This is a genomic window from Ruegeria sp. YTSC106, assembly GCF_059609765.1.
In genome coordinates, this window is sequence record NZ_JBXWMI010000003.1 from 100,701 (window position 1) to 119,895 (window position 19,195).

At 56.5% G+C, this 19,195-nt stretch carries 27 protein-coding genes; 6 read left to right on the plus strand and 21 right to left on the minus strand.

Going from position 1 to position 19,195, the window contains the following annotated elements:
* Positions 1 to 224 precede the first annotated feature (224 nt).
* A complete protein-coding gene (locus AC2FEB_RS04845) occupies positions 225 to 638 on the plus strand; it encodes a thermonuclease family protein (RefSeq protein WP_496883869.1) in 414 nt (137 codons plus the stop codon).
* A gap of 157 nt (positions 639 to 795) precedes the next feature.
* Here AC2FEB_RS04845 and AC2FEB_RS04850 read toward each other — a convergent pair whose 3' ends face one another.
* Positions 796 to 1,137: a zinc ribbon domain-containing protein YjdM gene (locus AC2FEB_RS04850; RefSeq protein WP_496883870.1), complete on the minus strand. Its 342-nt coding sequence runs from the start codon at positions 1,135 to 1,137 to the stop codon at positions 796 to 798.
* An 841-nt stretch (positions 1,138 to 1,978) separates the two neighbouring features.
* Between AC2FEB_RS04850 and AC2FEB_RS04855 the strand changes: the two genes are divergently transcribed.
* A complete protein-coding gene (locus AC2FEB_RS04855) occupies positions 1,979 to 2,503 on the plus strand; it encodes a hypothetical protein (RefSeq protein ID WP_496883871.1) in 525 nt (174 codons plus the stop codon).
* Positions 2,504 to 2,863: 360 nt separating this feature from the next.
* Here AC2FEB_RS04855 and AC2FEB_RS04860 read toward each other — a convergent pair whose 3' ends face one another.
* The 17 genes from AC2FEB_RS04860 to AC2FEB_RS04940 all read right to left on the minus strand — a co-directional run bounded on the left by AC2FEB_RS04860 (position 2,864) and on the right by AC2FEB_RS04940 (position 12,966).
* Positions 2,864 to 3,046: a hypothetical protein gene (locus tag AC2FEB_RS04860; protein ID WP_496883872.1), complete on the minus strand. Its 183-nt coding sequence runs from the start codon at positions 3,044 to 3,046 to the stop codon at positions 2,864 to 2,866.
* Between the two features lie 195 nt (positions 3,047 to 3,241).
* On the minus strand, positions 3,242 to 3,553 hold the full coding sequence (locus AC2FEB_RS04865; RefSeq protein WP_496883873.1) for a hypothetical protein: 312 nt from the start codon (positions 3,551 to 3,553) through the stop codon (positions 3,242 to 3,244).
* Positions 3,550 to 4,920 (minus strand): phage major capsid protein, encoded by a 1,371-nt coding sequence (locus AC2FEB_RS04870; protein WP_496883874.1) that lies wholly within the window; start codon positions 4,918 to 4,920, stop codon positions 3,550 to 3,552. The genes AC2FEB_RS04865 and AC2FEB_RS04870 overlap by 4 nt, the downstream gene beginning before the upstream one ends.
* Positions 4,910 to 5,236 (minus strand): hypothetical protein, encoded by a 327-nt coding sequence (locus tag AC2FEB_RS04875; protein ID WP_496883875.1) that lies wholly within the window; start codon positions 5,234 to 5,236, stop codon positions 4,910 to 4,912. The genes AC2FEB_RS04870 and AC2FEB_RS04875 overlap by 11 nt, the downstream gene beginning before the upstream one ends.
* Positions 5,233 to 5,772 carry a hypothetical protein gene (locus AC2FEB_RS04880; RefSeq protein ID WP_496883876.1) on the minus strand — a complete coding sequence of 180 codons (540 nt, stop codon included), beginning with the start codon at positions 5,770 to 5,772 and terminating at the stop codon, positions 5,233 to 5,235. The genes AC2FEB_RS04875 and AC2FEB_RS04880 overlap by 4 nt, the downstream gene beginning before the upstream one ends.
* A gap of 122 nt (positions 5,773 to 5,894) precedes the next feature.
* Positions 5,895 to 6,098 (minus strand): hypothetical protein, encoded by a 204-nt coding sequence (locus tag AC2FEB_RS04885; protein ID WP_496883877.1) that lies wholly within the window; start codon positions 6,096 to 6,098, stop codon positions 5,895 to 5,897.
* Between the two features lie 42 nt (positions 6,099 to 6,140).
* Entirely contained in the window at positions 6,141 to 6,356 is a 216-nt protein-coding gene (locus AC2FEB_RS04890) for a hypothetical protein (protein WP_496883878.1), read from the minus strand.
* Positions 6,356 to 6,517, minus strand: a complete 162-nt coding sequence (locus tag AC2FEB_RS04895) for a hypothetical protein (protein WP_496883879.1) — start codon at positions 6,515 to 6,517, stop codon at positions 6,356 to 6,358. The genes AC2FEB_RS04890 and AC2FEB_RS04895 overlap by 1 nt, the downstream gene beginning before the upstream one ends.
* A gap of 38 nt (positions 6,518 to 6,555) precedes the next feature.
* Positions 6,556 to 7,071: a hypothetical protein gene (locus tag AC2FEB_RS04900; RefSeq protein WP_496883880.1), complete on the minus strand. Its 516-nt coding sequence runs from the start codon at positions 7,069 to 7,071 to the stop codon at positions 6,556 to 6,558.
* A gap of 259 nt (positions 7,072 to 7,330) precedes the next feature.
* Positions 7,331 to 7,663 (minus strand): HNH endonuclease, encoded by a 333-nt coding sequence (locus AC2FEB_RS04905; protein ID WP_496883881.1) that lies wholly within the window; start codon positions 7,661 to 7,663, stop codon positions 7,331 to 7,333.
* Between the two features lie 182 nt (positions 7,664 to 7,845).
* Positions 7,846 to 9,987 (minus strand): AAA family ATPase, encoded by a 2,142-nt coding sequence (locus tag AC2FEB_RS04910; protein ID WP_496883882.1) that lies wholly within the window; start codon positions 9,985 to 9,987, stop codon positions 7,846 to 7,848.
* 418 nt (positions 9,988 to 10,405) lie between these two features.
* The gene (locus AC2FEB_RS04915; RefSeq protein WP_496883883.1) at positions 10,406 to 10,579 is read right to left on the minus strand and encodes a hypothetical protein; all 174 of its coding nucleotides are present in this window, start codon (positions 10,577 to 10,579) and stop codon (positions 10,406 to 10,408) included.
* A 63-nt stretch (positions 10,580 to 10,642) separates the two neighbouring features.
* Positions 10,643 to 10,960 carry a hypothetical protein gene (locus AC2FEB_RS04920; protein ID WP_496883884.1) on the minus strand — a complete coding sequence of 106 codons (318 nt, stop codon included), beginning with the start codon at positions 10,958 to 10,960 and terminating at the stop codon, positions 10,643 to 10,645.
* Entirely contained in the window at positions 10,957 to 11,157 is a 201-nt protein-coding gene (locus tag AC2FEB_RS04925; protein ID WP_496883885.1) for a hypothetical protein, read from the minus strand. Before AC2FEB_RS04925 ends, AC2FEB_RS04920 begins: the two co-directional genes overlap by 4 nt.
* Positions 11,157 to 11,459, minus strand: a complete 303-nt coding sequence (locus AC2FEB_RS04930; protein ID WP_496883886.1) for a hypothetical protein — start codon at positions 11,457 to 11,459, stop codon at positions 11,157 to 11,159. The genes AC2FEB_RS04925 and AC2FEB_RS04930 overlap by 1 nt, the downstream gene beginning before the upstream one ends.
* A 143-nt stretch (positions 11,460 to 11,602) precedes the next feature.
* Positions 11,603 to 11,941, minus strand: coding sequence for a hypothetical protein (locus AC2FEB_RS04935; protein ID WP_496883887.1), 339 nt, complete (start codon positions 11,939 to 11,941; stop codon positions 11,603 to 11,605).
* Positions 11,938 to 12,966, minus strand: a complete 1,029-nt coding sequence (locus AC2FEB_RS04940; protein ID WP_496883888.1) for a tyrosine-type recombinase/integrase — start codon at positions 12,964 to 12,966, stop codon at positions 11,938 to 11,940. Before AC2FEB_RS04940 ends, AC2FEB_RS04935 begins: the two co-directional genes overlap by 4 nt.
* A gap of 100 nt (positions 12,967 to 13,066) precedes the next feature.
* Here AC2FEB_RS04940 and dusA point away from each other — a divergent pair, with 100 nt between their 5' ends.
* From dusA to AC2FEB_RS04960, 4 genes are all read left to right on the plus strand, one after another.
* On the plus strand, positions 13,067 to 14,065 hold the full coding sequence (gene dusA / locus AC2FEB_RS04945) for a tRNA dihydrouridine(20/20a) synthase DusA (RefSeq protein ID WP_496883889.1): 999 nt from the start codon (positions 13,067 to 13,069) through the stop codon (positions 14,063 to 14,065).
* Between the two features lie 15 nt (positions 14,066 to 14,080).
* Complete coding sequence (locus AC2FEB_RS04950; RefSeq protein ID WP_299894303.1) at positions 14,081 to 14,905, plus strand: sulfite exporter TauE/SafE family protein; 825 nt, start codon at positions 14,081 to 14,083, stop codon at positions 14,903 to 14,905.
* Positions 14,906 to 15,130: 225 nt separating this feature from the next.
* Positions 15,131 to 15,685, plus strand: a complete 555-nt coding sequence (locus tag AC2FEB_RS04955) for a hypothetical protein (protein WP_496883890.1) — start codon at positions 15,131 to 15,133, stop codon at positions 15,683 to 15,685.
* Between the two features lie 36 nt (positions 15,686 to 15,721).
* Positions 15,722 to 16,450: a SpoIIAA family protein gene (locus AC2FEB_RS04960; protein ID WP_117868547.1), complete on the plus strand. Its 729-nt coding sequence runs from the start codon at positions 15,722 to 15,724 to the stop codon at positions 16,448 to 16,450.
* A gap of 640 nt (positions 16,451 to 17,090) precedes the next feature.
* Here the strand turns inward: AC2FEB_RS04960 and AC2FEB_RS04965 are convergent.
* The 3 genes from AC2FEB_RS04965 to ccmI are packed head-to-tail and all read right to left on the minus strand — an operon-like array spanning position 17,091 to position 19,023.
* Complete coding sequence (locus tag AC2FEB_RS04965) at positions 17,091 to 17,324, minus strand: DUF1289 domain-containing protein (protein WP_117868549.1); 234 nt, start codon at positions 17,322 to 17,324, stop codon at positions 17,091 to 17,093.
* Positions 17,325 to 17,341: 17 nt separating this feature from the next.
* Positions 17,342 to 17,806: a Holliday junction resolvase RuvX gene (ruvX, locus tag AC2FEB_RS04970; protein ID WP_117868550.1), complete on the minus strand. Its 465-nt coding sequence runs from the start codon at positions 17,804 to 17,806 to the stop codon at positions 17,342 to 17,344.
* Positions 17,803 to 19,023: a c-type cytochrome biogenesis protein CcmI gene (ccmI, locus tag AC2FEB_RS04975; protein WP_496883891.1), complete on the minus strand. Its 1,221-nt coding sequence runs from the start codon at positions 19,021 to 19,023 to the stop codon at positions 17,803 to 17,805. The genes ruvX and ccmI overlap by 4 nt, the downstream gene beginning before the upstream one ends.
* Between the last annotated feature and the right edge of the window lie 172 nt (positions 19,024 to 19,195).

Genomic DNA, 19,195 nt, shown 5'->3' on the forward strand with positions numbered 1-19,195 from the left:
GGTGGCAGCTTAAGACACTTGGAGACCGATTTTTGCATCTGTTTGATAACTCGTTTCTGACGCTGGCCGTTGTCATCGGAATCATGCTGGTCATTTCGCTCATCGGTTCAGGGCGGCACTATTTCCATGCCCGCCGATTCAGAGGCAATGTCGTTCCACTTCGTCGCAGATCGCGAATTAAGTTGCCGCTTTCCCTATCTCCAAGACAGTCTGTAATTCTCTGGATGGCCGCTCTAATCGGTGTCGCGGTCTTTCTTACCAGCTTCGGCTCGAACCCAACCAACCAGCGCACGGTGGAAGGCCCCGCCCGAATTCGGGACGTAGACACTATCGTTGTTCAGGGCGTTCCAGTGAGGCTGAACGGTGTAGACGGGCCGGAATTAAGTACAAGCGCCGGAATCGCAGCAAAGCGGTGGATGGCGGATCATCTGCGCGGCGAGACCGTCACTTGCAAGCTAAATGGGGATCGTACATATGACCGCTGGGTTGGAGTATGCTTTGTGGATGGCGAAGACATCGGTGCAGCTTCAATTGCCGCAGGTCATGCCCTGGATTGCCGCCGGTATTCAGGTGGGCGCTACCGCAGTCTTGAGACGCCGGAAGCCAGAGCGAAGATAGTACGGGCAGGATATTGCTAGGTGGGTGACTGGCTGATTGAGCCCTGAACTGCCGCTAGTTGAAAGTCAGAATGCTGCAATTGCTAAAGGCAGCTTGCGAACCTTCGCGGCCTTGGTGCTGGCGTTTCAATCGCCCGGACACTAAAACTTCTCAGCTACGGGGTTCACAGTTCAAACTTTACCCGAACACCTTTTTCACAAATTGGGATTTCAAGCCAATTGGACCTATCCCAGGCACCTTGCAATCGATGTCGTGGTCACCGTCGACCAACCGGATTCCTCGGACCTTAGTTCCGACCTTAATGACGGAGGACGTTCCCTTGAGCTTCAGGTCTTTGACAACGGTTACAGTGTCTCCGTCACTTAATACGTTGCCTACACTATCAAGCACCTCCGCAGCGTGGTCAGATGACGAACCGGCGACCCATTCATACGCACACTCTGGGCAGATAAGCAGGGCATCCATTTGGTAAGTGTAGGCAGAGGAACATTCGGGGCACGAAGGCAGAGTTTCAGTCATAACAAAGGCAATAACCCGTGAGCTGTGTGGACGCCAGAAGGATATAGACCGTCCGGCCTGTGCTCAAGGAAAGCCAGATACAGCAACTTCCTAGAGGGGACCCAAGGCTGTGGGGTTTTGAGCCCTGACCGGACATAGCCGAGTGATCTGGTAGCTGCGGGTGCACAAGGCTACTTACAGCACTTTGCCGACCTTGACCCCACGGTGCTCGTCAATTGTCTGAGTGACAGGGCCGAATGTAGAATGCGAGCCCAAATAGGCCGGTGAGTTACCCTAAATCGACCGCTTTTACTTTTGTTCTCAGTACCTATGAACACCGTGCGTAGGAACAATGACACGGCTACTGAAGTAGTCTTTTTTAAAGAAAACTATAGAAATTGCCCCACGCCGATTGCCCTGGGATGGGATCAACGTGGGGCTGTAGGAAAGAGCAAGGTAAACAAAACGATACCCGCACTCACTACGGGAGATATTCTGTTATTATAATATTACAATTTTTTGTCTATCCAGATTGCGTTTTTGATAGCGCCACCTGCCTGCCCCAAAATCTAAGTCTGCGAAACAACCAACTAACCCGGTAATCTATTCTTGGTCCGTTATCTCACAACATAGCCTTAGAACAGTTCGGTTGGGGAAGTTCGGACAGGCTGGGCATAAGGCTGCTAAGGCTAGCAACTTTACACAAGGAAAACCAATCTAGTTCACAGAAGCGGATGTGAGGCACTTGCTTTAGGGTGGCTGGGTTAAAAACTCAATTCCCATTGATAAAATTTCATATAAAGATATCTCCATTCAATGCTTCATGAGCTGTTTTGTGAAGCGAAATTTTTTGGAGGAAAAAATGAAATATGCTGCCGCTCTTGCCGCCCTGGCAATCGCTACGTCTGCAACCGTTGCTGCTGCCAAAGACCCTGTGCCGGAAAGCAGTGACAATTTTGAAGTGTACGGAGAGGTTGAAGGATGGACAGTTTACGCTGACAAAGACTCTGGGACATGCCTCATCGAGAAAGTCTTCGAGAGCGGAAACGTGATGCAGATGGGTCTCACCAAGAACCAAAAGCACGGCTACTTGGGCGTTTTCACGCAAGCTGACATCGACATTAAGAACCGTCAGAAAATCGAAATAGCAATCGATGACTTCGTTTATGAAGGTCGGGCAAAGGGAATCAAAAGTAAAAAGTTAGCAGGTAACTACTCAGGCGGTTACATCGTCGTGAAGGACGGAAATATGGCGACAGCGGTAGCCGAAGGTCAAACACTCATTGCGTTTCCTAAGAAGACCGCGAACTTCATAGTAGACTTGACTGGCACTAAGAAGGCGATGGAAGAAGGCCGAAAGTGTAACCTTGCGTTAGCTAGCCAGTAGAAATCACCACCCAATAGTGGCTACTGGAATCGACCAGTTTCCTGAAAACAATGTGACCCCGCTTGATGCGGGGTCAACACATGTACTGAAGCGCATTCCTATTCGTTTGAAATTGCAAGTAACTGGGTCAATTTCATCTTCGACAGATGACAGTTGGGTCCGCAGAGCAGGCGTAAAAGCCGTCAGAACCAGCGCAATATCCCACCGAAACCGTCAGATGACTGCTGCGAGCCCAAGGCGACCAACGATACAATCAAACACATACCAGAACACGAAGTATGCCCGTTAAGGCCGCCCCTATGTGGTCACCCAACGTAAGAGTTTTGACCCATGACAATCTACGCACCGCCAATAGCGGGTTCAGTATTTGCGGCCCTCCATCAGCTTCGTCATGTCAACGTCCGCAAACGCCGCTTCGAACTTGGCCAGTTCCAGCACGTCCACCGGACGGCCCAACAGTTTTGTTTCGATGTGGTCGAGCACAGCTTTGCGCAATGCATCCTTGCCGGGTTCGTCATCGCGCTTTGGGATATCATCAAGCATCTGTTCATCCTCCAATTTGTCAGGTTGGTTGGTTTGAAATAGGTCGGGTGCCAGCCCGCATCGGATGCCGCACCATGCATCGATTGGCTTCGACCCACCGGGACCAGGCCTGTGGCGGGAACGATCGTTGCAGGTCGAACCGTAATGGATAGATCTGTTGTCCATACAGCGCACAAAACTCATTGAAAGGGTTGATCATGCCATGGACTCCTTTAGCAGTTTGTCGGCCTTTTTCTGACCGTTGGTATCCAGGTAAACACGTCCCTTGTCGGTCCATTCGTTCACCTGCATCGTCCAATCCCGGCGCGTCAGGGTGCGCGTGTAGCCCGTTTCGTTGCCCGTGAAGCCCTGAGACAGCAGGTAGAGCCCGATACAGGCTGGCAGGGCGTCTGCGTGGCGGATACGCACCGGATCGCCCTGCTTGACCGTGACATCATAGGTGACACGGTCCACATGGGTCAGGCTGGCCGTCAGCGGGTCGGATATGACTTTGACGGGACGGTTCACCACGATACCCCGCTAAGGTAAGCCACGGACGGCTTCAGCATTTTGTAGGACATCGGCATCACCAACCGGATCGCGACACTGCTGGTCTGGAACATGCTGCGCACTTCAGTCGCAGGTGTTGTGCCCGCCGCGTCGCTGATCTGGATCGATCCGGCGCTGGTAACAGCATCCGTTTCGACCATTGTCGGCGCGACACCATCTGCCGATGCCATAGCCAGGGTGACAGCGCTGGATGTGTCCACGCTGACTCCGTCCATCGCCACGGCCAGACGGGCCGCATCGACCGCGACAACGATGTCAGCCGGGAAGGACGTGCTGTGCATGATCGGGATAACGAACAATGCACCTGTTTCGGCCAGTTCGCGCCGCAACGGAAAGTCCTCAGCCACGCCGGTCAGCATCTGAAGACCCATGTACCTGTCCGAGTGCATCAGGATCACGGGGTCGATGGCTTTGGATGCCGCCATCTGCGACCGCAGATATTTCAGGTCGGTGATCACCGACGCCAGATCATCACCGGCAGATGCCTGTTTGGCCGCACCAAAGGTAATCGATGCAGGTCGGACAGCCACGACACCGTCAACGGTCGGGTCGAACATGTAGCCGTCCAACCCTTCGGATGCGTCGTCACGGATGAATTGTTCGATCATCGACAACACGGACGGGTTTGACGTGCGCACGAGTTCTTCGGTCGCGCAGGCAATCGCGGCCAGCTTGTAGCGATCCAGCGTCACGTTGCCGAACGCACCCTGAAGCACGGGAATAGTCGCGCCCTCTTTGACCCATGCGGGCTTCATCGCGCCACCGTTGGTCGGGGATCGCATTGGCCACGACAGGCTGGTTGCGCCCTGAAAGCTGACGGTGCCAGCACGAGCAATAAGCTGGGCTGCGGCGCTGGTGGTTGCCAGATCGCGCACAAAGCCCATAACCATCTGGGTGGCCAGTTCAGCACCCCAACCGGCGCTGGTCGTGGTGGCGATGTCGGTGGCGCTGCGGATGACGTGTTGATGTGTTTGACGGTCTTCCATCAGGTCGCTTATGTGCTTGCGCACGTGGCCTTTCTCGACGCTCTGTTTCATGCCGCCATAGGCACCCAACGCCAGCAACCGCAGCGGGTTGAACTCAGCCTGACTGACGCGCTTCTTTTTCGGTTCGGGCGTCCGTACCGTGACGTTTACAGGACGGTCGGTCTGTGTCTTCAGGGCTGCGACTTCAGCTTTCAGTGCGGCATTCTCGCGTTCCAGCTTCGGCGCGTTACGGACCGCTTCCATCGTTTCATCGAACCGGGTCGCATTGTCTTCCCGTACAAGTGCGTCACGGGCCGCGCGGTCTGCGGAACCACCACCTTGGAATAATTCATCCCTCATTTCGGATTCCTTTCATTTTTTCAATATGTGCGTCGGCCAGACGTTGCAGTTCGGCCATGTCCAGTTCGGGTTCGGGTTCAAGTTCGTCTTGGATGGCATCGGCCACTTGCTTCTGCGCATAGGCCAGCGATTTATTCAGATCGGCCACGTCACCAATCACGGGCGCAAGATGCTCGGCAATAATTTCAGCCGTCGCTTCTGCTGTCTTTTCCATGACATCGTTAATGGTTGCCACCATCTGCGCCTTGGTCACGAACTCAGGGCTGGGTGCTTGTGCGCGTTGTACGGACGTGCTGCGAAACGGGTTTTCACTCATTTGTTCTGACCTTTCAGAGCAAGATAAAGTTGGCGTTTACGCTCAACAGTCGGATGGTTTTTGTCGAAGCCACGCGCGGCCAGTGCGTCCAGATAGCGGGCAAAGGCTTCGGTTGCCTGCAAATCCGTGTGGGCCGCATCCAGCCTGTCTTGGGCTTTCTCAGCAGCGGCGTTCAGGTCATCGGACAAGGCTTCGCAGCGGGTGGCCAGATCGTCACAATCGGCATTGCCGATCTGGACCGCGATGGTCGCCAGACGGTTAATCAGAAACCCGTCGTGTTTGGCGGTCGCTTTCCCGCTGCGAAGAATATGGGCCGCACTGCGTAGGGCGTCCGCCTGTTCGAAACTGTGATCGGTGATGGCTTCGGCTTCGACCCAGCGGCGTTGGAACTTGTCGGCGGTTCGGGTGCGCTGTTCGGTTGCACCATCGATGTCCTGCTGTTCCAGCCTGCTGGCCGCGTCCAATTTTGAACGCACGTGGCCTGTGGATTTGGTGATCTGGCGGGCTGCTGTTGGTGCGTGTCGGGGGTGTAACATGATCGATCCATCTTGCTGGTGGATCATCATATGCATGAAAAACGATTCGTTACCATATCTAGTTGAAAAGGTAATACTTTTACCTATAGGACCACAATATATCGTGTTGCCTGGAATTAGATTTAGCTTAACGCCAACGGTCCAACCGCCTGCCAGTAGGCTTCCATGTCCAGCCCGATCATGGACGCAACCAGCAGCCCGTCTTTACTCAGCCATATCTTGCTGGACTCGTCGCCGCGTTGGGCCGCTTTCAGATGATGGCGGATCGCTTCGATCCACAGGTTTGCACAAGCGTTCGGATCGATGTGGTTCAGCTTTCTTGGCACGGTCGGCCATCCTTACGTCTTTGGGTGGTCGTCTTCGTCTGGTCATAGGTCGCGCCTCATGTCGTTCAACTCATCGAACGGCCACGAACCGATCAGACCATACGATTTGAAACGGTTGGGCGCGTTGCTGGAATTGACGTTGGCTTTCATGACGCGGAAATAGTCGGCGCGGGTCGGATCGTTGGCTGGCGGTGGTGGGTAGCCCGCCATGAACGTGTCGATCATGAATTGTCGGGTCGGTAGCGTTGGCCAGTCCATCAGATGCGCCCCAATGATGCGTCGTTCAACTCAGGCCATGGCAGCGCGTCCATAAGCGCAAGTCGGCTTAGTTTGATGCTGGTTGCGTTCAGATTGTCGGACATGACTTTGAAATACTGGCGACGACCGAGTCCGTCCGCTGGTGGCCAGTGTCCACCCATCAAAGTTTCCACGAACCACGCGCGGGGCGGGCAGGTGTTTAGTTCATTCTCAAGCTGTCCCAATTCGGCGTACCATCAGCGTTCGTGGCCACAGGTTTGGCATCGATGTTCTTGCGGGCGCGGGTCGGTTTGTTCTGGCCGTCCAGCGGTGATTTTGCGCGGTCGTTTAACACGTCTTTTGAGCGGATGCCCAAGTCGCGAAGCAAGGTCTGCAACTGGCGGGCCAGTTCGGCCTGATAGGTGTGGGCTGGGTTCCGACCAAAGGCACCATTGACATGTTGGATGGTGGCAGGGGTCGTCAGGACGACAAAGCGATTTGCGTAAATCAATTGCGCGACGGTCGCGGTTTCCACCAGTAGCAACAGATCGCCTTCCGTCCATGCGTCGGGGTTTTCACGCCACAAGCTGGCCAAACATTCGCGTCCGATGTCATCCAGCATTTCCGCGCCGCGAATGTCGGGCACGGTCAGGTCGTCAGGATGCGGTTTGGCCGCTTCCTGTCGCAGACCAGCGACAGAATTGCTCTTTTGCTTTTCAGGCTTCCGTTTCGGCATAATCTTGCGTGATCCGATCTGATTGCGGCTGATTTGGCGCGTTTGGATGGTGGATTCGCCGTATATTGTGCGCCCAAATCGGTCATCGCGCAACGATGTTGTGTACAGGGGCCTGATTTTGGGAAGTTGATTAAAATTCTTGGAACCCGCTCGGTGCTGGCCCTTTTGCTTGGGTCTCGGACCGCCCCCGCCCGCATTGTCAGACGGTCCGACCAAGTCACGCAGCGGATCGTCAGCGTGACGTGATCGGATCACTCAATCAATTATCATCGTCGTTGGTGATTGATGACCATGCGCTACCCACGGGGAAGCCGTCAGCACCAATGGTTGGTGTCGGTCGTGATCGTCTCAACTCAGCATGTCGTGCGTTGTGGCACGGATGACAGACCAGACGCATGTTGGGCAGATACAGGGCAAGGTCTGGACGGACTTTACGTTCGATCTTGTGATCCACTACACCACCCGAACCTTTAACACCTTTCCTATATCTGCAATCAGCGCCACACACCTCACATCTGTATTTGGCACGACGACGAACGATGGTGCGCAGTTTCTTCCATTGCGCTGATTGATAGAACGGATCATCGGGCATTTAGATCATTCCCTATATCGTTGATCAGTAATTTTATAAATTTCCGACGCGCGAAAACTATTCGAGTAATGAATAGAAGGGTGGGCGTTCTTCGCCCCCTTCTATTACGTAGTAATAGGGGGTTGGAACACACCCAGTTGGAAGGTAGTTGGAAGGTAGTTGGAAGGGTAGTTGGAAGCCCATCATTCCACCCGTTTAATAAATGATCGACGCTTTGATGGCGGTCCATCTACGTCAATTTCTATAATTTTCTTCATCAACAGCGACTCCATCGCTTGATTGAATTGGTGTTTGGTAACGCCGTTGGCCTCTGGATGATCACTGAAAACCACCGCAGCGTTTGATTTGCTTTGTGTGCTGGTAACCGTTCGTCCCTGATCGGTCATCAAATCCAACAACCGCAAGAACGCGGATTCCCATTCCGCCATCTTTTCAACGTTTGCGATTTCCAGATTCAGCGGACGGATAAAGATGTGATCTGCCCACATCAGCGGGATTTCATCCAGAGACCCAGCGTAGTTCGATTTCAGCCGCTTCAGCACACGCTGGTTCGGATCAGGTTCGATGCCGTCCGATGCCTTCACGCGATCCAGATAGAGCCGCGAACGGACCGAATTGTTCCATGCCGTGCTGCCACTGGTTCCGTCACCTGTCGCCATGCCTGACTTGGATGGATGGGCCAACAGGATCACCGCGCACCGATAGTCAATCGCCAAGCCCCGCAACATGCCGACGAACTGGCGGGTCTGCATACGGTCGTTTTCGTTCCCCGCGAACAGGTCGGCCAAGGTGTCCAGAACCACGACTTGCGGGCGTTCGTTCGCCACCAGATAACGCACCCGCGCGAACAGTTCGGTTTCGGTCATCACGTTGTTCAGTCCGACCGCAGACAGAACCGCGTCACGACCAGCCAGTGGCATGATCCGCAGATTGGACATTACGGCCAGATCGACACCATAGCGACGGCTTATGTCATGCATCCGCCTGTGCAGTTCGTCCACGTCATCCTCGGCACTCAGGTACAGCGCCTTTCCTGTTGCGGTCAGGTTGCCAAGCCACCCCTGACCTGTGGCCACGCTGCTGGCCAATTGCAGGGCCAAAAGGGATTTGCCTGTGCCGCCATCCCCGCCCAACATCGTGACGGTGTGGAACGGCACCCAGTCCTTGACCAGCCATTCGCGGGGCGGAACAGGACGCCCCGCCAGTTGGGACGCTGAGAACACATCACCCAGCGCCTCAGACGGCCCGACAGGGCCGATCCCATGCAGGTCGGGCCAGTCGGGTATGTCAGCCCATACATCCCCCGCCATGTGCCGTTGCTCGGCCCGCTGGCGCATCATGGTGGCAAGCTGGCCGGGATACTTCCCACCGTTCGCTTTCTTCACATAATAGGTCAGGGTGCCGAAATCGATTTGCTCTGGGTCCAGACCCTTCCACAGCTTGGCCTGATCCTTGGCATTGTATTTGTCGGGTGCCTGCTGCGACCACCAGTCAAACAGTTCCTGACCAGCGTCACCCAATGAGGCTTTGACGGCAAATCCGATGTCCAACCATTCGTTAAATGTGAATCCGCGTCTACCCTGTTCATCTGGCGATCCGTCATTTGGCAGGGCCATCAACATTCCCCGCACCAGATCGAACGGCACGGGATCGGTCACCACGGATGATTTGCTGGGCCCGTCCGCCTTGACGGGACCGCGACGGGCCAAGATCGCATCACGCACCCCAGGTACCGCCTGTGGCTCAACCTCATAGCCCTGAAGCATGTTGCCCGTCAGCGCGACACCCAGCTTGCCGTTGGCCATGAAACCAGCCCCGTTGGCTTCCCTGTGCGATTGCTGGTCGTCACCCTCTTGCCGCGCCATCAACAGTCGAATGCCTGTGCCGCTGGTGCTTATCTCGGCATAGGTCCGACCAGCCGACAGGATCGGCATGGCCCAATCGCTGATCAATCCCCGTGACGGGTCATAGCAATTGTCCAGATCGCCCGCGACAAGTGCAGACCCTTTGCGTGTCAGATACCCCCGCACGTATCGCGCAATCTGCCCAGACGGCTGCAACGTGGTCAGCAGTTGGGTTACCTCATCATAGGTGTAGCGCGCGGCCTGATGGACCGAGACGGGACAGTCGAATTTGACGCGGTCAAAATCGTATTCCGACACCACCTGATCGGTTGGCCATTTGGGGCACTTGCCCTTTAGCGGATCGAAGTGTTCGACCGCAAAGATCAGCCAATTCCGTTCCATCGCGGCACGTTGCCAGACAGACATTGCGGGGTGCGGGATGATCGGGTTATCTTCTGGCATCTTCAGTTGCCCTTTCATTGGGGGTTTCTTCGCTCGGTTCTGCCCCCACGCAGGCCGAGCGTTTTCTTATGGGGTTGGTTTTTTCATCACCTGTCGCAACACTTCAGCCGCCAACGTTCCAGCACGGCTTCACGGTGCTTGTCCGCCAGATCGTCGGGCGTTCCGTCTTCACACCAAAGGTCTTCACCATGACCGCAGTGGCTGCAAAAAACCTCCAACACCCCCTTCGTGACGGTACTTTCACCACACTTCGGGCAGCGCATTACGCCGCCCCCCGCACCAAGGTGCAAGTACCTGGAATTTGATGACCGCGATCTAAAGCGGTTGTCAGTGGGTCGTTGGTCGGGGTATCTTTCGGCATTACGTGTGGCCTCTGTGGTTGGGGGTTAGCGTTTCTGGTGGGGCCGACCGCTTATTGTGGTCGGCCCGCTTCGTTTCAGGCGGCTTCCTGCCGTTCCAGCTTTTCCAGACGGTCCACAGCCTCTTTCAGCAACTGTTCATTGTGCCAACCGCCGTACCGCTGAACGCAACCCGCCCTGTAGTTGACGTCGTTTTGGGCATCCAACAGCGCCCAGTCGGCTTCGGTGTAGTCATCAATTGATTTTTCCATAGTCAGTTCCTCTGGGCGCAGTTGTCCCGTTCCCCCGCACGGCCCAATGCGGGCGGGAATGGATTAGGCTGGCACCGCCATCACAATTTCGGTGTCTCGGTCCAGCAAACGCTGCAATGCGGTCTCAGCCAAATGACGCAACGCTTTGTGACATTGCGGGCATAGCAACCTGTCGCCCAACAACTTGCGTTGCAGGTGTTGGACCTGAGCGGTTGAGCGGGTCAGGGGTTGCTTGATTTGGGACGCTGGCAGGCGGTACAGGCTGCGTTGCTCATCGCCGCACAGCACACGGCCCATAAAGGTCAGGTGTGTGTTGGTGCGGACAATGTGGTCCGCGATGTCTTCACGTTCCGCGCGGCGTTCCTCAAGCGTTTTCATCATGACGACACCACCATCAAACCATCGAAAATTTCGACTTCAATCCCGTAGTCGCAGGCGTAGTTCGCCAGTTCGTCGGCACTTGCGTTCGGGTGACGGACTTTCAAGCCGTCCAATATCAACGCGCCCAAATCGGTGTTGGCGGTTAGGCGGTTCGGTTTGCCGAACGTCGAAGCCATGTAGAGTCGCAGGTCTTCCATTACGCCGCACCGTCCAACAGGTCTTGCGATGCCTGTGCCGATGCTGGTGGGTTCTTCACGCGCAGCCGTTCGGCCTCAACCTGTGCCGCGTATTCATCCGCTTTGTAGAGGATGCGCTTGCCGACCTTGTAGTGGTTCGGCATTCCGCCACGACTGCGACGGGATTTGATGGTTTGCAGGTCGCAGCCTTCGAACGCGGCAACCTGTTCTTCAGTGATCCAGCCGTTATCAGCCAGAAATTTTTGCAGGATTGGGTCTTCCATATCCAGCCCTTCCATCTTTGGCGGGCTGTCTTCAGACACGACCCGACCAGTTCGGTCAGCCGACGCGCTACGCGCCGACGGTTCCTAGCTAAGTCAAGTCATGTGTCATGTGGTCAAGTTCAGCCAATGCGAGTCGGCTGGTCCAACAACCTTATCCGTCGGATGCAAGTTTGTGCAAGGCGTCATTCATCGTCAAAGCCTGTGCAGGTTGCTCCAGACATCAGGAGGGGGGTTGATACCTCGTACAGTGACACCAGAATGACGCGCTGAGGTTCCAGAATAAAAACCCAAGTAAAGCCATCCAAGTCTTCTGGTTCGACAAGGCAGGTAACTAGATTTTTTGGGCGGTCAGATGGAAAATTTCGATTTTCGCAGTTACCATTGTATGTTGTTCCACCGGGCATCGTGACCAAGGCTTTGTTGCCTCTAGCGAAAAGACTAAAAGAGTTTCCCTCGCACGTAATATCTGCCGAAGCGGTTCCCGCTATTAAAGTTGCAATGGCAATCGCAGTGAATCTCATCGTTGTAATCCTTCCAATGCCGAATGAACATCAGCCGCGCCAAGCTGGACGTAGCGTTTCAGATGCCGCCAATCACGATGGCCCGATACGACCGCCACCAGTTCAATGGGCAGGCCCAGCCGAAACAGTTCGGTGATCGCCAAATGTCGCAGATCGTGAAAGTGCAGGTCATCGATACCACAGGACCGCACGGCCCGTCGCCACGCGGTCCCAGCCGACTTGCCGTCATAGGGGAACAGACGGCCTTCAGCGCGTCCGTCCGCAGCCGCACGGGCGATTTGGTAAGCCTCACCCACCAGCGGCACAATCTGGTCATTGCGGGCTTTGCGTCGCGGGTCTTTCCGTTCGCGGATCAGGACGGACTTTTCGTTCCAATTTATGTCCTCAATTCGGATGCGGGTAATCTCGCCCAGGCGCATCGCGCTGCTGGCCGCAAACCGAATTAGGGTCGGCATCGGGATTTGCATTCGGGGGTTGGCTTCGAACCACGCCATGATGGCATCCAGTTCGGCTTGCGTTGGGATGCGTTCACGCTCTCGGCTGCGTGTGTCCACACGGGCCGCTGTCAGGGCGGTGCGGGCGTCTTTGGCCAGATCGGGGTCAACGTCCAGCTTGCGCACGTGTCGCGCCCATTTCAGCACACTGGACAGGGCCGAAAGATCACCCGCGATGGTCACACCCGTGATGCCTTCGGCCAACCGCTGGTCCACATATCCTTGCACGGTGATGGCGGATAGATTTCGCAAGCTGGTACTGCCGATCCGACTTGCGATCCGTTCCAGATTAAAGCGGTTCGTGCGGCCCGTGTTGACCTGTTCTAGATACGCCATGACCACCATGGCCAGCGTCATGTCGGCGGGTGCTTTTATCGTCCCGTCGGCCCGCCCGCCTTCGATGGCGCGTTCGATGTCCACGGCCCAGCCGACTGCATCCGACTTGCGCGTGAAGGTCCGTCCCTTGCTGATGCCTTTCTTGCGGACCTGTGCCCGCCATTTACCGCTGGGTAGCTTAGTGATAGTAGCCATATCTGGTGCAAATCCTGTGCAAATTCTCTGCACGGTTCATACAGGAAATAAGCAATCGTGTGCAATATGTGTGCAAATATGGGCCAAATCGGGTGATTGAGTGACAGCTAAAGACTTGAATTATAACGCTAAATTATCCGTAGCACCCATGATGGATTGGACAGATCGCCACTGTCGTTATTTTCATCGGCTGCTCAGCGCGGAAACGTTGCTGTATACCGAGATGGTGACGGCACCGGCGCTCGTGCGTGGCGGGGCGGTGCATCTGTTGGACCATTCTCCTGAAGAACACCCGGTTGCTTTGCAACTCGGCGGCTCTGACCCGGAAGAATTGGCGCAGGCCGCGCGTTTGGGGGCTGAGGCCGGGTATGATGAGATCAATCTGAACTGCGGCTGTCCGTCGGATCGGGTGCAATCCGGCACTTTCGGCGCTGTCTTGATGAAAAACCCAGGCCGCGTTGCCGACTGTGTGGCTGCCATGCGCGAAGCGGTGAACGTGGATGTCACTGTTAAATGCCGCATCGGCGTGGATGACCAGGAGCCGGAAGAGGTATTGCCTGCGTTTCTTGAACAAATCCGTGCGGCAGGTTGCCAAAGGGTAACAATCCATGCCCGCAAGGCGTGGTTGCAAGGGCTGAGCCCCAAGGAAAACCGGGATATCCCGCCCTTGGACTATGACCTTGTGCATCGGATGAAGGATGAGTTTTCGGATCTTCACATATCGATCAATGGCGGCATCAACACGCTGGACGAGGCAGCCGCACATCTGGAAGCCGGTCTGGATGGGGTGATGATCGGCCGAGCCGCGTACCATCAGCCGGGCGATGTCCTGTCGGATGCTGACCTACGCATCTTTGGTACCGGAACAACGCGTGATCCGTTCGCGATCGTTCAACACATGGTGCCTTATGTGGAACGGCATCTTGCGGGCGGCGGGCGTTTGCACCAGATCACGCGTCATATGTTGGGCCTTTTCGCAGGTCGTCCCGGAGCCCGCGCATGGCGGCGCGCCTTGTCGGAAGGGGCTGTGCGGGATGGGGCCGGACCCGAAGTGATGCTGCGGGCGCTGGATCATGTGGTGCCCATGGCAGAAGTTTAAGCGGCAGGGGGAACGATGCCCGAGACGATGTTGCTGGCCCAGATGCTGGGCCTTTTGCTTGTGATCGGAGCGCTGGCCGGCGTACTTGCCGGATTGCTGGGGGTTGGCGGTGGAATTGTTTTGGTGCCCGCCTTTTTCTATGCGTTTCAAACTCTGGGATATGGCGGTCCGCAGTTGATGCAACTGTGTCTGGCCACATCGCTGGCAACGATAATCGTGACATCGGTCCGATCCGTTCTTGCGCACAATAAGAAGGGTGCGGTGGATTGGGATATCCTGCGCGGTTGGGGGCCGGGTATCGTCGTCGGGGCGATCATCGGGGTTCTGGTTGCTTCGGCTCTGCGCACCGAGGCCTTGCAGGCGCTGTTCGGCATACTGGGAATGGTGATCGGAGCTTACCTTGGGCTGGGACGTTCGGACTGGCGGCTAGGGGATGTCATGCCCGGCGGAATAACGCGGGCCATTCTGTCTCCCGCGGTCGGGTTTCTTTCCGTTCTGATGGGGATAGGCGGTGGTAGTTTTGGTGTGCCGCTGATGAGTCTTTACAACACGCCGATCCACCGTGCCGTGGCAACCGCGGCCGGATTTGGTGTGATCATTGCCGTGCCCTCGGTCATCGGGTTTTTGTTCCTGGATATTGCACCGGAACATCGGCCACCGCTGACCATTGGGGCGGTCAATCTTGTGGCTTTCGGTATTGTCGTGGCAATGACGATGATCACCGCGCCTTGGGGGGTGAAGCTGGCCCATGCGATGGACCCGAAACCTTTGAAGCGCGTATTCGCTGTGTTCCTTACACTGGTGGCGCTCAATATGCTTCGCAAGGCAATAGGTTTGTGACCGACTTCCGCGTCAAGGGCTGGGTGAAATTTCCATATGATCGGGTGCTTGCAGCTTGGGTGGGTCATGCGCTGCCCGCCGCACGGGCCTCGATAACGGATCCGTCCCATGCTGACTGGCTTGACTGCGAAGGGACGTGGTTCATTGGTGTCGACGCGTTGCCCAATGACGCGCAGGGCAGGGTAGGCCGATCGGGGCCTCTGGCCGGAACCGCCATGTCATTCATTGGAAGAGCGTTTTGGGGAATTGCCGCTTCACAAGGGGCAAGTCTCGGTCATGTATCCGGGATATCCACGTCCGCGTCGGGGGGAAAACGAGGCCGCCGCGCGGTATCGCAAAAACCGGGACGCGGCCCATGTGGACGGCCTGCGCCCGATGGGGCCGGATCGTCGCCGCCGCGTGGATGAGCCGCATGCCTGGATTTTGGGTATACCGCTGACCAAGGCCAGCCGGAATGCGTCGCCCATGGTGTTGTGGGAAGGCAGCCATCATATCCTGGGTGCGGCGTTCAGGCGCGCTCTTGCGGGGAAGCCACAAGAGCGCCTGCATGAAGTCGATATTACGGATATCTACCAATCCGCCCGTCGCGAGGTGTTCGAAACCTGTCCGCGAATCGAATTGCCAGCCAAACCGGGCGAGGCTTACGTGCTGCACCGCCACTGTCTGCACGGGGTTGCCTCTTGGGCAGACACGGCAAACGCAGGGCCGGATGGACGGATGATCGCCTATTTCCGCCCGGAATGTGCCGGGGGTGTAGCCGAATGGATCGAATCCCCTTAACCTCCTGTCATTGTTTGGCTTTGGAGGTTTTGACCGATGATTACGGTCCATACGAATTCTGATGGTGCTTTGATAGAAGTCGAGTTGTCGGGGCAAGTCACCAGCGCCGACTACGCGGATGTCTTGGTTCCTGCGATTGAAGCAGCGCTGACCGAACACGACTCGGTTCGGCTTTTGGCCATCGTGCAGCCGGAGTTCAAGGGGTATGATTTGGGTGCGGCATGGTCTGACACCAAGCTGGGGCTCAGTCACTGGCGGGGGTTCGACCGGATTGCGGTTGTTGCCGATCAGGGCTGGGTGCAAACCAGCATCCGACTGGCGGCCCCGATCCTGCCGTGTCCCGTTCAGGTATTCGAATTGGCCGAGCTTGAGGCCGCGCGCCGCTGGATGCGCGAGTCGCTGGGATCCATTCACGTGACGGATCTGGAGGGCCCATGCGTGCAGATCAGCCTTTTGGGAAAGCTGGACCCGGAGGAATACAAGCAGGCAGAGCGCGACCTGAACGCTTTGTTGCATGATCGATCCGGGTTTCGCTTGTTGATTGACCTAAGGGAATTTGATGGCTGGCAGGGGTTGTCGGCTCTTGCAGCGCATTTTCGTCTGGCCAGCCGACATATCGGGCAACTGGACCGCGCAGCCATCGTTGGGGACAAAAGCTGGCAGCACATGGCGCAACGCGTAGCCAGTCATGTGTTGGGCACACGGACTCAGTTCTTTCCGTCCGAGGATATCGAAAATGCCAAAACCTGGTTGGCCGCCGGATAAGGAACTTCGATATACCCTCACGTGTTTTGACTGATTCAACTGCCAGCAGGCGGCCCCTGTGTTGTGTCCGCAGGTCAGGGCAAAGCGCCGTTGAGCGCGAGGAGACCAAATCTGATTGGCTTTTTCCGCCGTTCCACGCTTTCCACAGGTCTTGACACCGTTCCGGACAAAAGTTGTGACGTAAGGGAACTGGTGGGTTTTTTCGTGGAATATCTGACGTTAACGTCAAACCAGACCAAAAACCGTGTGTTTTACCCCTAATACTGACCGGAAGTGCCCTTACCTACGCCGTGTCGCTGCGGGCCTCCACTCACGTTGAACAGATGCGTTCATGAGCTGGCCCCTCTTGGAGCTCGACCTCGGCCCGCGGCGGCACAGTTATTGGAAGCGGGAAGTTTGCGATGACATTTAAGTTGTTGATGGAAAGATTTACTGCACGAAAGACGCCTTCATTCGAGGTGGTCAAGACCTGCAAGAAACATGTCCAACGTGCACGAGAAGAATCCGAGACTGCAAAAACGAGTAGATCCGAAATTGTAGCTCTGTTCGAGACAGAGCTGCGCGGGCAAGACACGAACAGGCCGGCCCACGACAAATCCAATGACCACAGGGATACGTCCCCAAAGCAGACTGGCTGACTTCAGGAGCCGTTTATGCGCGCTGCACGCCCGCCACGGCGTTTGCTGAGGCGCGGCTTTCTGGTTGGCAGGTTTTCCATGATTTCGGCGCGTTCGCTGCTGTCCATCTTGGACCAGCGGGTGATTTCATCAATCGTGCGATAACAGCCGGTACAGATACGTTCCGTGGGGTGAACGACACAGATCTGGACACAAGGGCTTTCGACCTCATTCCTTTTCCAAACCATATTCGTCATCACTGGTCTCCGACCCGTTACAAAAAGCGCAGCCTGTCCAGCGCCCCTTGCAAGATATAGCCGGCTGCAACGTGATCAATAACCTGTCCGCGACGTTTTCGTGTCGTATCCGCCTCAAGCAGTGCTTTTTCTGCCGCAACTGTGCTGAGCCGTTCGTCCCAAAATCCGATGGGCAAATCGGTCAGGCGGGACAAATTGCGGGCAAATGCCCGCGTTGACTGGCATCTTGGCCCTTCGCTGCCATCCATGTTCTTGGGCAACCCCAGCAAGATGCCTCCGATCTCGCGATCGGTCACAATTTCGATCAGGCGGGCGGAATCGAGCGTGAATTTCTTGCGCCGTACCGTTTCCAGCGGGCTGGCAACGCCGCGCATCCGGTCGGACACCGCGACGCCGATTGTCTTTTCCCCAAGGTCCAGCCCCATCAGGGCACTCATAGGTTGCAGCGCTGCTGCAAATTCTTCGATAGCGTCATGGATCATTGAGCGATCCCGGCTTGAAGGGCCGCCGCATCGATGATCTGCAACGCCTCTGAGTTGCCGGCAAACACTTCCATGGCCTCATCCCGTATATCGATGGCACGCTGGCCCTGGCCTAGAACGCCCAAGGCGGCGATCAGACGGGCCCATTCCTCGGGGGACCCGCCTTCTGTCGCCAGACGATCAGACAACTGGTCCACCATACCCTGAATCATCTGCTGCCGTTCTTCGGGGCTCAGCTCTGCGGCGGCGGCCATGTCTTCCTGACTGGGGCCGGGTGCCGTGCTCAGATCCGGCGCATTGAATACACCGGCCCGAAATGCCAGTTCGTCGATCTGAGCCCGTATCGCTCCGGCCCATGGTGCACCTGCAGGGGCATCCTGCAACGTTTCAACCCACATACGATAGGCGAGGTCCGGCCGCCCGATCTGGGCCAGCATTTGCCCCCAATAATAGCGTGCCGGGCCGTGACGAGGGTCACGGTTCAGCGCTTCGATCAGGGCCTGTTCCGCTTCGGGTGAGACGTAACCACCCGCCGCCAGAATCATCATTTCAGCCAAATCCGCGTAAGTGTCGGCCGTGGCAGTGTCACCGGACAGTTCGATCACCCTTTGCTGCGCGGTGTACCCATCCTTGAAGTTGCCTGCATTCGTCTCGTGCTGCGCCAGCAGCATCTGACCCTGCAAATCGTCTGGCCGGTTCGCTACCGTTTCACGCAACTGCTTCAGCAGGTTCGCATAGCTTTCGTCCAGCTGCGCAGGTTGGGGCGGGGTCGCCAGCTCTTCCGCGGCGCTTTGGGATGGCCGGTTGGCGCGCACTTCTTTGGCCAATTCAAGCCGTGCGTTCAGAGGCATATCGGGTAATCCGACGGCCCCGGTGCGATGATACATCGCCAATGCGCCACCGATCAGAAGCAGCGAGATTGCCAAGATCGACAACGCTGAAACGGTACGAGAAGGTCCGGCGCCGGCGCCCTCTTTTTTCATCTGGTCGTCTGCGGCCAGAATACGGCGGGAAATTTCCGTGCGGACCCGTTCAGCGTCGGCCTCGCCAATGACCCCGCGCGCCAGATCCCGGTCCACACCGGCCAACTGTTCGCGATAAACCCGCAGATCGTAAGCCGCAGCGGGTTCATCCCCACGGCGTTTGCGCAGCAGAGTAAAGCTGAGAAAAGCTGCGATCAGCAGCGCGACAAGAAAAATCAGAACCCAGAACGTCATGGTCCCTCCGAGGATGCTGCCCTGACTTAGACCTGTGAGGCGTCCGACAAAAGGGACAAATGGCCGCGAATGAGCGACATGTCGCAATAGTGCTATATTGCGGCGTTGCACGGCAGGGCTAAAATGCACTCACACGGCATATCTGCGCCCAATCACCGAACCGGATGGATTC